Origin of the sequence: Burkholderia sp. Ac-20345 (assembly GCF_017104825.1) — a bacterium.
GTDB lineage: Bacteria > Pseudomonadota > Gammaproteobacteria > Burkholderiales > Burkholderiaceae > Burkholderia > Burkholderia lata_B.
In genome coordinates this window covers 11,380-25,818 of sequence record NZ_JAAGPO010000021.1, presented here as the reverse complement: position 1 = coordinate 25,818, position 14,439 = coordinate 11,380, and the positions used below count along the sequence as shown (strand labels likewise).

The 14,439-nt window shown below is 62.2% G+C and carries 12 protein-coding genes; 7 read left to right on the top strand and 5 right to left on the bottom strand.

Features of this window, described 5'->3' with window-relative positions; all coding sequences use genetic code 11:
* Positions 1–101: 101 nt before the first annotated feature.
* On the bottom strand, positions 102–1,010 hold the full coding sequence (locus G3O06_RS10645; RefSeq protein ID WP_205815972.1) for a LysR family transcriptional regulator: 909 nt from the start codon (positions 1,008–1,010) through the stop codon (positions 102–104).
* Between the two features lie 112 nt (positions 1,011–1,122).
* Here G3O06_RS10645 and nemA point away from each other — a divergent pair, with 112 nt between their 5' ends.
* Entirely contained in the window at positions 1,123–2,226 is a 1,104-nt protein-coding gene (gene nemA, locus G3O06_RS10640) for an N-ethylmaleimide reductase (RefSeq protein ID WP_205815971.1), read from the top strand.
* Between the two features lie 417 nt (positions 2,227–2,643).
* Here the strand turns inward: nemA and G3O06_RS10635 are convergent, their stop codons facing one another.
* The 4 genes from G3O06_RS10635 to G3O06_RS10620 form a co-directional block, all read right to left on the bottom strand.
* Entirely contained in the window at positions 2,644–3,627 is a 984-nt protein-coding gene (locus tag G3O06_RS10635; protein ID WP_043186896.1) for an LLM class flavin-dependent oxidoreductase, read from the bottom strand.
* 130 nt (positions 3,628–3,757) lie between these two features.
* Positions 3,758–4,294 (bottom strand): cytochrome b, encoded by a 537-nt coding sequence (locus tag G3O06_RS10630; RefSeq protein ID WP_043186898.1) that lies wholly within the window; start codon positions 4,292–4,294, stop codon positions 3,758–3,760.
* Entirely contained in the window at positions 4,291–5,391 is a 1,101-nt protein-coding gene (locus tag G3O06_RS10625) for a catalase family peroxidase (protein ID WP_205815970.1), read from the bottom strand. Before G3O06_RS10625 ends, G3O06_RS10630 begins: the two co-directional genes overlap by 4 nt.
* A gap of 195 nt (positions 5,392–5,586) precedes the next feature.
* Complete coding sequence (locus tag G3O06_RS10620) at positions 5,587–6,789, bottom strand: 3-oxoadipyl-CoA thiolase (RefSeq protein WP_205815969.1); 1,203 nt, start codon at positions 6,787–6,789, stop codon at positions 5,587–5,589.
* 486 nt (positions 6,790–7,275) lie between these two features.
* Here G3O06_RS10620 and G3O06_RS10615 point away from each other — a divergent pair, with 486 nt between their 5' ends.
* The 6 genes from G3O06_RS10615 (at position 7,276) to G3O06_RS10590 (ending at position 14,341) form a co-directional block, all read left to right on the top strand.
* Positions 7,276–8,508: a CoA transferase gene (locus tag G3O06_RS10615; RefSeq protein ID WP_205815968.1), complete on the top strand. Its 1,233-nt coding sequence runs from the start codon at positions 7,276–7,278 to the stop codon at positions 8,506–8,508.
* A gap of 604 nt (positions 8,509–9,112) precedes the next feature.
* Positions 9,113–10,762, top strand: a complete 1,650-nt coding sequence (locus tag G3O06_RS10610) for an AMP-binding protein (RefSeq protein ID WP_205815967.1) — start codon at positions 9,113–9,115, stop codon at positions 10,760–10,762.
* Positions 10,728–11,972 (top strand): acyl-CoA dehydrogenase family protein, encoded by a 1,245-nt coding sequence (locus G3O06_RS10605; protein WP_205815966.1) that lies wholly within the window; start codon positions 10,728–10,730, stop codon positions 11,970–11,972. Before G3O06_RS10610 ends, G3O06_RS10605 begins: the two co-directional genes overlap by 35 nt.
* Before the next feature lie 26 nt (positions 11,973–11,998).
* Positions 11,999–12,766 carry an SDR family oxidoreductase gene (locus G3O06_RS10600; RefSeq protein WP_175856166.1) on the top strand — a complete coding sequence of 256 codons (768 nt, stop codon included), beginning with the start codon at positions 11,999–12,001 and terminating at the stop codon, positions 12,764–12,766.
* A gap of 7 nt (positions 12,767–12,773) precedes the next feature.
* Positions 12,774–13,574, top strand: a complete 801-nt coding sequence (locus G3O06_RS10595) for an enoyl-CoA hydratase-related protein (protein ID WP_205815965.1) — start codon at positions 12,774–12,776, stop codon at positions 13,572–13,574.
* Positions 13,571–14,341 carry an enoyl-CoA hydratase-related protein gene (locus G3O06_RS10590; RefSeq protein ID WP_205815964.1) on the top strand — a complete coding sequence of 257 codons (771 nt, stop codon included), beginning with the start codon at positions 13,571–13,573 and terminating at the stop codon, positions 14,339–14,341. The genes G3O06_RS10595 and G3O06_RS10590 overlap by 4 nt, the downstream gene beginning before the upstream one ends.
* Positions 14,342–14,439 lie beyond the last annotated feature (98 nt).

Sequence of the window (14,439 nt, the reverse complement as noted above, 5' to 3'; positions counted from 1 at the left end):
GGAGGATTTGGAAGGGCTCACCGGCGCAGTTCGGCCAGGACGGGACATATTTCTGAACGTTGATGTCCGCTTATGTGCAGGGTGAGTGCGGACGCTCGGGTTTACCGAAGCGATTCGCTGGCGCCGGTGTGAGCGGCAAACATGTCTATGAATGCTCTGATTCGCGGCGAGAGATATTTCTTGCTCGGATACATAAGCCGGATGGGCTCGGGGTTGGGGCGGAAGACCTCCAGCACCTCTACGACTTGCCCGCTGATCAGATCAGCGCCAACGACATAGCTGGGCAGGTACGCAAGTCCAGCGCCCGAAAGCACCGCGTTGCGTATTGCCTCAGCGTTATCGGCCATAAATCGTCCCGGACCTTCGTAAACGACCTGCTCGCCTTGGTCCTGAAGTTTCCACGCGAGCGCGTGACCAGCGCTGTGAAAGAAGATCGAATCGTGCGCCCCCAACTCCTTCGGGGACGCCGGCGTCCCACGCGCCGTTAGGTACGAGGGGGCCGCGCACACCATGTACTGCTGCCACCCCACAGTTCGAGTCAGGACTTCTGAGTTGGCTTTCGGATGGCCAACGCGAATTGCAATGTCAAACCCCTCCTCGATCAAGTCAGTGAATCGAGGCGTAAGCGAAAGCTCGGTCCGCACGTTGGGCCATTTCCTCAGAAAAGCATTTATCACCGGCACAACGTGTCGTTGGCCAAGTGCCACAGGCGCCGTGATTTTCAGCATGCCGGTCGGTTCGCGCCTTCTTGATGCGACAGCTGCATCAACGTCCTCAAGCTCTTCCAGAACGTGCGCCCAGCGCTCGAAGACGACATGGCCTTCGTCCGTCAAGCTAATGGATCGCGTGGTTCTGTTCAGGAGGCGGACCCCCATCGACTCTTCAAGTCGGCTCACGCTCTTTCCCAGCGCTGAGCGGGTGAGCTTCATCGACGCGGCCGCAGCGGTGAAACTTCCGTGCCTGACGACCGACACGAAGGTGGCGATATCGGCGAATCGTTTGGGCTCCATGAGCTATCCCTCCAGAGTCTGTCCATCCCATAACTGGGGAATTATATTCGCTAATTTTGAGCATACGATGCATACGTGTTCTTTTTAAGCGCCAATCCAATGGCGAAAGAAAATGAAGTTTCCGAAGCTCTTTACCTCCCTGCGCATTGGCGCAATCACAGTCCCCAATCGAGTGCTGATGGCGCCGTTGACTCGACTGCGCAGCGCTGAGCCTGGAGACGTTCCAACGTCATTGATGGGCGATTACTACGAGCAGCGCGCCGGCGCGGGACTAATCATCTCTGAAGCTACACAAGTCTCGTTCCAAGCCAAGGGCTATTCAGGCGCGCCGGGTATACATACACCGGAGCAAATCAACGCGTGGCAGACGATCAACCGCCGTATCCACGATGCAGGCGGGCATAGTGCGGTTCAGCTGTGGCATACCGGGAGAATCTCGCATGCCTTACTTCAACCGGGGGGATTGCCTCCCGTTGCCCCATCTGCGGTTTCGCCCCAAACCAAGACTACGTTGCGCACTGCCGATGGCTTTGCCGTACGCGTAGAAACGTCATTTCCCCGTGCGCTCACGAAGCCTGAAATTGCCCAGATCGTTTCTGACTTTCGGCAGGCAACGAAGAACGCCCGTGAGGCGGGCTTCGATCTGGTCGAAATTCATGCCGCACACGGCTACCTTCTGCACCAGTTCATGTCACCGCTCGCAAATAAACGTGAGGATGAATACGGTGGGAGCGTGGAGAACAGAAGGCGTTTTGTGCTGGAGGTTCTGGACGCGGCCATTGATGGCTGGTCGTCCCAACGGATTGGCATCCGTATCTACCCCCTTGGCGAGTTCAACGGTATCGACGGTGGAAACGAACACAATGATGCCGCCATCGGGCTAATTAATGAAATCGCGACACGTAACCTGGCATACCTTCATGTGTCGGAGCCGGATTGGGCCGGAGGAAAGCCATTCAGCCCCGAGTTCCGTAAGGCCATCCGTTCACACTATCCGGGCACGATCATCGCTGCTGGCGGATATTCTGCGGAGAAGGCAGAGGCGCTAATCGAAGAGGGGCTGATCGACGCGGTCGCTTTCGGCCGGGCTTACATCGCGAATCCTGATCTGGCATATCGACTGAAAACCGGCGCCCCACTCAACCCGCTTCGGGATGAATTTAAGCAGGGGGGCGGAGCGGAAGGGTATACGGACTACCCGAGATGGGTCGACTGATCAACTGACTGTGCGCAAGAACCTGCAAGCGAAGGCGGCATTATGTCTTGGCTGTCACTGGCAGAGTTAGCCAAGCCGTCCGTCGTGTCGAAGCCTGAGCACACGACTGCGCCGGCACGAAGCGGACATGTGGTTTCCCGGCTTGGGTGTCAGTTTCGGGGCGATCGGTGACCTTCTGATGCGGCGTCTCCACTCTCGGGCGATATGGTTCGGCGTCACGTGATTCAGATCACCGATAGTTTCGATTCGGGCTAACTGCAAATTCACAGTTGAATGATGGGGCAGAGCGGTAGCCCCCGGCGCTGCCGGACCGTATGTTTCTAAGTTGAATTCGAGTCCTTACATGCGACACGCAACCGACCGATCATTCGGCGATGGGGCGATGTGCTCCCCTGTGCCCACAGGGGAGCGACAATGTCACCCGAGCAGGTCTTGAATCGATTCGGCCGCGTATTCGTGCGAACGCATTCTGGCGGCAGGATCGTAGATACGGGAATCGATCATCAGCTCGTCCGCGCCGGTCCGGGCCAGCAACTCACGAAGCCCGGTTCCCACAGTTGCCTTGCTGCCGGCGACGGTACACGCCATCACCTGGTTCAGGACGTCGCGTTCGTGGGCAGGCAATCCCTGAACATAGCCCTCGACCGGTTTGGGCAGCAAACCCAGGCGCCCCACGTGCAGGTCGAGCATCCAGCGGCGGTGCGAACTGCCCAGATATTCTGCTTCCTCGTCGGTGTCGGCGACGAACACGTTGACGCCAACCGTAACGTATGGCGCCGCGAGGTGTCTGGAAGGACGAAAGTTCTTCCGATAGTGGGCAATCGCGTCGAACAGGTGGCGCGGCGCAAAGTGCGACGCGAACGCATATGGCAGTCCGAGTTTTGCTGCAAGATCGGCGCCATAGAGGCTCGAGCCGAGGATCCAGATCGGGATCGCATGCGGCTCTTGGACGGCGCGAGCGGGCTGCTTGCCGTCGTCGGCCAGATAGTCGATGACTTCCTGGACATCCTGCGCGAAATCTCGTTCCGGGGCACCGCGACGCAACGCACGAACGGCCGCTCCCGCGCTGCCGGGCGCACGTCCGAACCCGAGGTCGATGCGTCCTGGATAAAGGCTGTCCAGTGTGCCGAAGTGCTCCGCCACCGCGAGTGGGGCGTGATTCGGCAGCATGATGCCGCCTGCGCCGACGCGGATCGACGACGTGGCCGATGCGATGTCGCTGATGATCAGCGACGTCGCCGCCGAACCTATGCCAGGCATGTCGTGGTGCTCGGCGATCCAGTAGCGCCGATACCCATGCTTTTCGACGTGGCGCGCCAGTTGGCGCGACTCGTCAACTGCATCGGCGAATCGCTTCCCTTCGCCGATCATTACCAGATCCAATACGGATAACGCGGTCATATCATTCAGTGCCGGGTGTTTAACGTACTGACAGTCTCGTCGATTCCCCGATAACGATAAATACCTGCACCAGACCGTCACCCGGTCTTTTCGGGACCCAATCAGTGGTGGGCCGGCGAGCGTCTCGCGATCAACGCACGGGACCACTGGCCATCGAAGAAAACACGCCATCCCGGCGTACCCATGCGTGGTGCAGTGCTGCGCATAGATGCGCGATCACGGTCGCGAACAGCAAGAAGGCGAGCCATACGTGAGCCAAATGCAACCGAGCATAGGCAATCGGACTCGTCGGCAGAATCGCGGGAAGACGGACGTTACCGTAGAGCGTTACGGGAAAGTCGCCAGCCGAAAGCATGGCCCAGCCGAGCAGTGGCAGACCGATCATCAACGTGTAAAGCAGCAGGTGAGACCCGTGAGCTGCTGCGATCTGCCATCGCGGCAGATCGGCAGGTAGTGCCGGCGATCGGCCGGACAGACGGTTTGCGATGCGCACGAGCGCCAGCGCACCGATTGCGATGCCCAACGGACGATGCAGATCGAGCAGCCAAGGGCGCAGCGATAGCGACGCGACCATGGCAACGCCAATGAACAGCATGGCGACGATCAGTGCCGCCATCGACCAGTGCAACAGGCGGGCGAGTCGGTTGAAATGGATGGGGCGGTTCATCGGCGAGCTTCCAGTCCGGTGGCGTCGGATGCCTGCCCGCGAGCAATCTCGCGTTCGCGGCGGTTGTAGGATTGGGCGTAGACGGCAGAACGTGCCGCCAGGACCGGATCGTCGGAGGGTTCGATTCCGTGCGGAAGGACCAGCGGATCGTAGTTGACGTCGCGGCATGCCCCTGTTGCCTGCGGCGTGAGCCTGTCCAGTTCCAGTGTTCCGGCAATCACCTGTGCGCGCTCTTCCGGCCATGGGCGCGATGGGTCGTCGACAGGGTCGCCGGGAGCGGCCAGTGTGACCACGAGATCCCAGCGCACGGGGCCGAGTGTCAGGCGGCGCGCGAATTCCTCGCTCAGGTAATCGCCATCGACTTGCGCACGCTGCTCGGCAGTCATCGCCACGAATGGCGCCTGCGGTCGCATTGACCAGCGAACGGTGTGTCGCGTCCCGTCGGTCGCCACGAAGCGGAACGCATCGACACCGTTGAACTGCGTGTTGGCCCAGCTACTCGGCCAAGGAGCCGATTTCGCCCATGCGTCGTAACGGCGCGCTTCCGGATGTGCCGCGTAGAAGGCGCTTAGCTTTGCCGGATCGGGTTTGCCGGTCGCCGGATCCGGCGCCGCTGCGAGCCGCTGTTCGTAGAATCCTTGCGGCGTGGATACCGGGAAAAACGGGAAGCTGTTCATCGCCATGCGCCATTGCTGTCCGTCGTCGGTCCGCAGCAGCAAGGCCAGGCTTCGGATGCGCTGGGCGGCGTCGGGCGCGTGCGGATCGGCGCCGGCAATCGAAAGACGTCCGAGTACCGGGACATCGGCTTGCCGGAACACGCGAGCCGATGACAGTGCCGTTACCGCGGATGCAGGATGGAAGCGGCCGGTCACGCACACGCCCTTGCTGTGCGCACGCCGGAAGCCGGCATACACCTTCCCGTTAGTCTGCTCCATGACGTCGGTAAAGCGTGCAGCCGTGATTTGATTGCCGATCCATCCGGCGGACCAGGCCCACGCTGCCGTCAAGGCCCCGCCGATCGCGGCGATCGCAATGAGCGGCAGGACGATTCGCCGGGGGCGGGTTCGGGATGACCGGGATCGGAGCGGGTCATGCATGGTGAGCTCTTGGAAAAGACGGGATCGAATGATACCGACGAGGTCTTGTTGCGGGTGTCACCGGAAATGGAGCAATCGCTGCGCGGGACCGATTGCGCCAGATGGTCGATGGGGCGGCAGGGACGCGCGGCGTCACGACCGTGAGCGGCAGCAACATCCGATCGCACCGGTGCCGCCCCGCCGATTAGTCCGGTGTTACACGCGCTCGATGACGACGGCCAGCCCTTGTCCCATGCCGATGCACAGGCTCACGACCGCGTACCGCCCGCCGCGTCGCTCGAGTTCGCGCGCTGCGTTGAGCAGGATCCGTGCGCCCGACGCGCCCAGCGGATGACCGACCGCAATCGCGCCGCCATTCGGGTTGACGCGCGGATCGTCGAATGCCACGTTCAGCAGCTTCAGGCAGCCGAGGACTTGCGCAGCGAATGCTTCGTTGATCTCGATGACGTCCACATCGCCCAGCGTCAGGCCGGCGCGTTCCAGGGCCTTCGGGATTGCGTAGGCTGGGCCGATCCCCATGACGCGCGGCTCGACGCCGACCGCGGCGCCGGCAAGGATCCGTGCCATCGGCTCGATGCCCGCAGTCTCCCCGATCGCACGATTGCCGACGAGCAACGCGACAGCGCCGTCGTTGACCCCCGATGCATTACCCGCGGTCGTGACGCCGCCGGCTTGCAGCGCGCGCAGCGTCCCGAGCGTTTCCACCGTTGTGTCGGCACGCGGGTGTTCATCGATGTCGATCACTTTCGGCGGCGTCTTCTTGCCGGTGGGCACGGAGACCGGAAGGATTTCACCCGCGAGGAAGCCCGATGCCTGGGCTGCGGCGAACTTCGCCTGCGACGCTGCCGCAAAGCGGTCGCTGTCCTCGCGCGTCAGGCCGAGCTCGCTCGCCACGTTGTCGGCGGTCTGCGGCATCGTGTCGGCACCGAACTGACGCTCGATCAGCGGATTCGGGAAACGTGCGCCGATCGCGGAATCGTAGACCTTGAATTCGCGACCAAAGGCCGCCTCGCTCTTGGCAATGACAAACGGTGCGCGACTCATGCTCTCGACGCCGCCCGTGACATAAAGCTCGCCTTCTCCGGACGTGATCGCGCGCGCCGTGTCGAGGACCGCGGCGAGGCCGCTCGCACACAGGCGATTGACGGTTTGGCCGGGCGTACTCGGTGGTAAGCCTGCCAGCAGCGCGGCGTGGCGAGCCACGTTGCGGCTGTCCTCCCCGGCCTGACATGCACAACCCAGCACCACGTCTTCCACTTGGTCAGCACGAAACGGACTGTGCTCGAGGACGTGGCGGATGACCGTCGCGACAAGATCGTCGGGGCGAACTGGGGCGAGCGCGCCAGCAACGCGGCCGAATGGCGTGCGGAGTCCAGCGTAAAGGTAAGCATCAAGCATGGTCGATTCCTTGGAAGGCACTGCATTTGCTAAGACCGGGACAGGGGCGGTTGCGGCCTGTTGGTGCACCGTGGCCGACGTCGCGCGCGTCACTGTTGCGAAGCAACCCGTGACACGCCAGGCGACCGGCAGCATTGGTGCTCGACCCGAGCAGTTCGCCCGGCGGCCAAGTGTCCGCCCACCGTTGCCGCATTCTAGCGTACTTACAGCAACAATAACATGATCATGACATGTATTCGTATCGAGCGATGAGGTTTACTCGGATATTTCCAACGTTTAATTCGGGATCGGCATAGCTCTAAGATCTTATAAATGTAATGTACGTGACGTATATTTCATGCGTGACTAGCATCCCAGGCAGACGGTGGTGGTGCGCATGGCGAACCGGAGCGGCACGGCCGGTCCGGCGATCCCGGCGACTCCACTCAACCATCCACGCGGCCCGGATCGCACGGCCATCCATCATCGATTGCGTTCATACCTGCCATGGAAGCCACAGAAAGCATCTTTTCGACGCTGAAAGTCATCGACTTTGCAAGCTACGTCGCGGGCCCTGCTGCCACGACCATCCTTTCCGATTTCGGCGCGACCGTCGTCAAGATCGAACCGCCCGGCGCGGGCGACCCCTATCGCCATTTCTATAAGGCGCCGCCCAATCCGGCGAGCGAATACAACTATCCGTGGCAACTGACCAATCGCAATAAGCAAAGCCTAGCGCTAGATCTCAAGTCGCCGGATGCGCGAGACGTGGTGAGCCGGCTGATCAAGTGGGCGGATGTCGTCGTCGTGAACTTTCCCCCGAGCGTCAAGGAGAAGCTCGGCCTCACGTATGAGGCGCTCTCCGCACTGAATGAGCGGCTCGTCTACGCCGATATCACCGGATACGGCGCGAGCGGACCGGAAGCCAACAAACCCGGATTCGACGTCACCGCGTACTGGGCTCGCTCCGGGTTGATGGACATCACCCGGGACGGGAACAGTCCGCCTGCCGTTCCGGTTCCAGGCATCGGCGATCATGCGACCGCGTGCACGCTGTACTCGGCGATCGTGACGGGCCTGTATCGACGCGAAAAGACCGGCAAGGGCAGCCACGTCACGACGTCGCTGATCGCCCAGGGTGCGTGGGCGTCCGCGATGTGGATCGAGGGTGGGTTGAGCGGCGCCCGGTTCGATCGCGCGCTGACCCGCGAGGCGCCGCAAAACGCATTGTTCAATCCGTACCGGACGTCTGACGGTCGCTGGTTGATGCTCATCCTGTTGCAGGAGAAGGACTGGCAGGGGTTCGCGCAGGCCATGCAGTTGTCGTCCCTGTTGACGGATGCGCGATTCGCCGACAGCAACGTGCGCGCAAAAAATGCCGGCATTCTGGTTGGCCTGCTCGACCACGCATTCGCCCGGCATCCGCTCGCGTACTGGAAGGCGCTCTTCGACGAATGTCGTGTGGTCTATGGTGTTGCGCAGAACATGGAGGAGATCGTCGACGACGAGCAGATGTATGCGAACGATATCTTCGTGCCGCTGGTGGACCCGCTCGGCGACGCCACTCACACCGTCAGCAGTCCGTTGCAGATCGCAGGTGTGAAGAAGGTTGCGCCGCGCAGGGCGCCTGATCTGGGTGAGCACAGTCGCAGCGTTCTGCGGCAACTGGGTTACGACGATCGCGAAATCGAACGATTCATTGCCGACCGGGCGGTCGTGCAGGGCACGCCCGCACACTGACCACCCGGGGCACCCGAGTGTGCCGGTCGCCACAACGGTGCGCCCCGACGCACGGCCCACGGCGGCAGCGACCGATTGTTCGACCCCAGCCATGACGGTCCGACATTCGAGACACGAGAACCCTTGCGAAATCGTCGTACGCATCCCTGTTCGACGTGCCTGTCCGGAATTCGTGGGAGCACCGTTCGCATTCCCGCTGCCCACACCGGACTTGCGGCAATCGCAGGCGCGTCACTTCCCCTTTCCCGCCTCGATTCTGGCGCGTCGCTGCGCCGACTCTGTCGCGCCGCGCGAGGAAGTCGATGTCGCCATAAGCGACATATACCTGTCATTGATTTGAGCGATTGTGCGGCGCAACAGCCAATAGAAACCGATGATCCGTCAAAATACATATCAAGTACTTGACACATATGGGTTGGTGGAGGACTATGTAATCGTCGCTGCTCACTGCTGACTGGATCGTGTCGATGCGCTACGGCCGAGGGCAGTGAAGTTGGACCTGATCCGCGGCTCAGACGTCGCCGCCGGACCAAATACGCCGCGCGCGATCGACGATGGCCACGCGGCCGGCAGCTTCTTTGTGACGAGACCAAGAGAGCGAGACATGAGCAACAAGTTCGACGTGGGACTGGACAGGAATCCGGCCAACTATCAGGCGATGACGCCCATCGCCTTGCTCGACCGTGCGGCTGACGTCTATCCCGATCGCACCGCCGTCATCCACAAGAACCAGCGCTACACGTGGCGCGAATATGCGCAACGCTGTCGGAGTCTCGCCCGTGGCCTGATCGGCGCCGGGATCCAGCGCGGCGATACGGTCTCGATCCTCGCAACGAACGTGCCGGCCATGGTAGAAGCTCAGTTCGGCGTGCCGATGTCCGGAGGCGTACTCAATTGCATCAACATACGGCTCGATGCCGCCGGCATTGCGTTCATCCTGCAGCATTCCGAAACGCGTTTGCTGTTCGTGGACCAGCCATTCGCGGACGTCGCCCGTGAAGCCATTGCACTCGCCGGTATGCATATCGACGTCATCGATATTCGCGACGACGATGTCCCCGATACAGTGCCGGTCGGCGCAATCGAATACGAATCCTTTCTGGCGCAGGCTCCCCGTGATGCGCAAGTCCTCTATCCGGACGACGAGTGGGATGCGATCGCGCTGAACTACACGTCGGGTACGACCGGCAATCCGAAAGGCGTCGTGTATCACCATCGAGGCGCATATTTGAATGCACTCAGCGCGGTGATCTATGCCGGACTGAACGTCGGCACGCCCGTGTATCTCTGGACGCTGCCGCTCTTTCACTGCAACGGCTGGTGCTATGCATGGGCACTGGCAGCAGTCGGCGGCACGCACGTTTGCCTGCGCAAGGTCGTGGTCGAGGACATCTACGACGCGCTCGAGCGGCACGGCGTCACGCACTTTTGCGGGGCCCCGGCTGTGCTGAGCGCGCTGGTGGCGGGCAAACCGGCCGACTGGACCCATCCTGACGCACCCATTTCGGTCGTTTGCGCCGGCGCATCACCGCCCGTCGGCGTCATCAAGCAGACGGAAGCGCTCGGCTTCAAGGTGATCCATGTGTACGGCATGACCGAGCAGCATGGGGTCAACACAGTATGCGTATCGCAAGACGAGTGGAGTGACTTGCCGCAGGACGAGCGACTTGCCCGGATGGGGCGTCAGGGTGTCCGCACCGCAGTCGCGGGCGAGCTGATCGTCGCCGACCCGGAGACTTGCGAGCCGGTTCGGTCCGACGGGAAGACGATGGGCGAAGTCATGTTCCGCGGCAATCTTGGCATGAAGGGCTATCTGAAGAACGCCGAGGCGACGCGGGAGGCCTTCTCGGGCGGATGGTACCGAACCGGGGATCTCGCGGTGCGGCACGCGGACGGCTACATCGAGATCAAGGATCGCTCGAAGGACGTCATCATTTCCGGCGGAGAAAACGTGTCGTCCATCGAGGTCGAAGAGGTGCTGTGCACGCACCCGGCGGTAATCGGCGTCGCCGTTGTGGCTGTTCCCGACGAGAAATGGGGTGAAGTACCGTGCGCGATTCTCGAATTGCACCCCGATCACGCGGGTCTGGTTACGCAGGACGACGTCATCCGGTTCTGTCGGGCGAAGCTCCCCGGCTTCAAGACACCCAAGCATGTGATTTTCGAACCAATCGTTAGGACTGCTACTGGGAAGATCCAGAAATTCGCGCTTCGCAAGCATGCCGCGGAAATCATCGCCGCGCGGCAGATGTGAAGCGCGATGCATAGGCTTGGGTTCGCGAATGTCGTGTCGGGACCCGGTTCATCACTTGACGATCAAGGATAGGAGCATGCATCTGAATCAACAGCAATCGGCGTGGCAGGCTGCAGCACGGTCTTTCGCCGAACGCGAAATCGCGCCGCTCTCCCGCGAGATGGACACGTCCGATGTCTTCCCCGCCGAGCTATTCAGGAAGATCGGCGAAAGCGATTACTTCGGGTTGTCCCTGCCGGCCGAGTATGGCGGCAAGGGCGCCGACATGGTGTCGGCTGCGTTTGCACTGGTCGAAATCTCGGCAGCCAACGCGAGTGTCGGATTCACGCTCGATGCGCACTGGCTATCGGCCGAGACGATCCTGCATTTCGGTTCGGAAGAACAGAAGCGCAAATATCTTCCGAGAGCGGCGCGCGACATGCTGTGCGCGTTCGCCCTGACCGAGCCATCTGGTGGCTCGGATGCCGCCAGTATCCAGACGACGGCCGAGAAGGACGGCGATACCTACGTCCTGAACGGCACCAAGACTTGGTGCACCAATTCGGCGGTTGCCGGTGTCGTCATCGTGATGGCGAAGACTGACCCGTCCGCAGGAGACAAAGGCATCTCCGCCTTCCTCGTCGAGACCGGCACGCCCGGATTCACGGTCACCCGAAGCGAAAACAAGATGGGCCTGCGCGGCGGCTCGGTCTCCTCCGAACTATCGCTCGAAAACTGCAGGATTCACGAAAGCTGCCTGCTCGGGAAGGAGGGCGCCGGATTCCTGATCGCGATGCAGGGCCTCGATATCGCGCGGATCTGCATCTCGGCAGTCGCCATCGGCACGGCCGAGGCCGCGTATCGGTACGCGAAGGCGCATGCAAAGCAGCGCAAAGCGTTCGGTGCGCCCATCGCGAGCTTCCAGGGCGTCCAGTTCAAGGTCGCCGACATGGCAATCGGCATCCAGGCCGCTCGGCTGCTGTTGCAGCAGGTCGCCACGATGGCCGACGGCGGCACGAATCATCGGAAGGAGTCGGCGATTCTCAAGGTATTCGCGTCAGACCTTGCGATGCAGGCCGCATCGGAGGCAGTCCAGATTTACGGCGGCAACGGCTACAGCAAGGACTATCCCGTCGAACAGCTGTTTCGCGACGCGAAGGTGCTCCAGATCGGCGAAGGGACCAACGAGGTTCTGCGCATGCTGATCGGCCGGATGGCATTCGCCGAGTAACGACTATCAACCAAGGAGTATTGGAAATGCGCGGTCTCAAAGACAAAGTCGTCGTCATTACAGGCGCCGCAGGCGGTATCGGGAAAAGCCTCGTGCAGCGCTTCTGCGAGGAAGGTGCTCATGTCGTCGGCCTGGATCTGAGCCAATCCGGCCTCGACGATCTGAAGAAAGGACTCGAGCAACACGCGGAACGTCTCACACTGCTGCCGCTGGACATCACCGACCATGCCGCTGTCGTGCGCACGATCAAGCAGGTCCATGGCGATCTGAAGCGGATCGACGCACTCGTGAACAACGCGGGCTGGGACGTTGCCATGCCATTCCTGGAAACGACCCCCGATTTCTGGAACAAGGTCGTCTCGATCAACCTGATGGGGCCGCTGAATCTCCATCACGCCGTGCTGCCGATCATGGTGGAGCAGGGCGGCGGCAAGATCGTCAACATCGCATCGGATGCCGGCCGCGTCGGGTCGTCCGGCGAATCGGTCTACTCGGCGTGCAAGGGCGGCATTACGTCCTTCAGCAAGACCGTGGCGCGCGAGTGCGCACGCCAGAACGTGCGCGTGAACGTCGTCTGCCCGGGGCCGACCGATACGGCCCTCCTGCGTTCGTTCATGGGCGAAGGCGAATTCGGTCAGAAAGTCTACGACGGGTTGCTGCGCGCGATTCCGTTGAAGCGTCTCGGCCAGCCCGCCGACATCCCTGGCATCGTCGCGTTCCTCACGAGCGATGACGCCGATTTCATCACCGGACAGGTCATTTCCGTCTCCGGTGGCTTGACCATGCATGGGTGATACGAAAATGAGCGACTATACCGATATCCTGTACGAAGCCAAGGCGGGCGTTGCCCGCATCACGATCAACCGCCCCGACAAGTACAACGCATTTCGTGGCAAGACCTGCGACGAACTCATCGACGCGATCCAGCGCGCCGGCTGGGACAAGTCGATCGGCGTGATCGTCCTGACCGGCGCGGGCGAGAAGGCGTTCTGTACCGGTGGCGACCAGTCGGCCCATGACGGCGGCTATGACGGTCGCGGCATCATCGGCCTGCCGGTCGAGGAACTGCAGGGCGTCATTCGCGACGTTCCGAAGCCCGTGATCGCACGCGTGAACGGCTTTGCGATCGGCGGCGGGAACGTACTCGTCACGTGCTGCGACCTCGCGATCGCCGCCGAATCCGCCCAACTGGGGCAGGTCGGCCCGAAGGTCGGCTCGGTCGATCCCGGCTTCGGGACGGCGTTCCTGGCGCGCGTCGTCGGCGAGAAGAAGGCGCGCGAAATCTGGTTCCTGTGCCGCCGCTATACCGCGCAACAAGCGCTCGCGATGGGGCTCGTCAATGCAGTCGTGCCGATGATCGAACTGGACGCCGAGGTCGACCGCTGGTGCCAGGAAATTCTTCAGCTCAGCCCGACAGCGATCGCGATTGCGAAGCGGTCGTTCAATGCCGACTCCGATTCGATTCGCGGGATCGGCGGACTCGGGATGCAGGCGCTGGCGCTGTACTACGGCACCCCCGAATCGCACGAAGGCGTCGCGGCATTCATGGAAAAGCGCAAGCCGCGCTTCCGCCCGGCACCCGACGAAGGCTCCGAAGCATGAGCGTCACACTGGAGCATCACGGCGATATCGCGGTCATCACGCTGAACCGGCCGGAGGCGATGAACGCGCTGAACGCCGACATGATCGAGCGGATCGGCGCACTGATCGACGAGGCGGCCACGTCGGCACCGCGCGCGCTGCTGTTCAAGGGGGCAGGCGGCAAGGCGTTTTGCGCGGGCGCGGACATCAAGGAATTGCTCGATCGAAGCTCAAGCACGCATCGCTCCGCCGCGCGGATCGGCCAATACACGTTCGCGAAGCTCGACCAGCTGCCTTTTCCGTCGCTCGCAGTGATCCAGGGCGTTGCACTGGGTGGCGGGCTTGAGCTGGCCATGGCCTGCACGTTCCGGATCGCGATGACGGGCACCCGGTTCGGTCTGCCGGAGATCAAGCTCGGTCTTATTCCCGGCTACGGGGGTACGCAGCGCCTGCCTGCGCTGGTGGGCAAATCGCGCGCGCTCGAGATGATCGCGAGCGGTCGACTGATCGGCACAGAGGAGGCGGAACGTATCGGCCTCGTCAATCAGGTGGTTGATGCTGGCGATCCGGTCGAGCTGGGCGTGCGTTTCCTCGATGGACTCGGCAACCGCTTCCCGGCCGCGTTGCGCCTGGCCAAGACGGCGGTGGAGAAGGCACTGACGGTGTCGCTCGAAGATGGCTTGCGACTCGAAGCCGACTTGTTCGTCGCCGCCACCCAGACGTCGGACGCGAGCGAGGGCATGCACGCGTTCCTCGAAAAGCGCAAGCCCGCCTTCACCGGCACCTGATGCGCTGTGCGAGCCGCGCATCCTGCCCGGGTTCGGCCGGACAGTCCCGACATGTTCGGGCGCCGTCCGGCCGCCGCCGAGATCGATCGGTGCCGCGC

Excerpts from the sequence above, each read along its gene's own strand:
- G3O06_RS10600 (WP_175856166.1), top strand. The coding sequence starts at position 11,999 with ATGCGCGGTCTCAAAGACAAAGTCGTCGTCATTACAGGCGCCGCAGGC.
- G3O06_RS10605 (WP_205815966.1), top strand. The coding sequence starts at position 10,728 with ATGCCGCGGAAATCATCGCCGCGCGGCAGATGTGAAGCGCGATGCATA.
- G3O06_RS10645 (WP_205815972.1), bottom strand. The coding sequence starts at position 1,010 with ATGGAGCCCAAACGATTCGCCGATATCGCCACCTTCGTGTCGGTCGTC.
- G3O06_RS10610 (WP_205815967.1), top strand. The coding sequence starts at position 9,113 with ATGAGCAACAAGTTCGACGTGGGACTGGACAGGAATCCGGCCAACTAT.
- G3O06_RS10630 (WP_043186898.1), bottom strand. The coding sequence starts at position 4,294 with ATGAACCGCCCCATCCATTTCAACCGACTCGCCCGCCTGTTGCACTGG.
- G3O06_RS10595 (WP_205815965.1), top strand. The coding sequence starts at position 12,774 with ATGAGCGACTATACCGATATCCTGTACGAAGCCAAGGCGGGCGTTGCC.
- G3O06_RS10625 (WP_205815970.1), bottom strand. The coding sequence starts at position 5,391 with ATGCATGACCCGCTCCGATCCCGGTCATCCCGAACCCGCCCCCGGCGA.
- G3O06_RS10590 (WP_205815964.1), top strand. The coding sequence starts at position 13,571 with ATGAGCGTCACACTGGAGCATCACGGCGATATCGCGGTCATCACGCTG.
- G3O06_RS10635 (WP_043186896.1), bottom strand. The coding sequence starts at position 3,627 with ATGACCGCGTTATCCGTATTGGATCTGGTAATGATCGGCGAAGGGAAG.
- G3O06_RS10620 (WP_205815969.1), bottom strand. The coding sequence starts at position 6,789 with ATGCTTGATGCTTACCTTTACGCTGGACTCCGCACGCCATTCGGCCGC.
- nemA (WP_205815971.1), top strand. The coding sequence starts at position 1,123 with ATGAAGTTTCCGAAGCTCTTTACCTCCCTGCGCATTGGCGCAATCACA.
- G3O06_RS10615 (WP_205815968.1), top strand. The coding sequence starts at position 7,276 with ATGGAAGCCACAGAAAGCATCTTTTCGACGCTGAAAGTCATCGACTTT.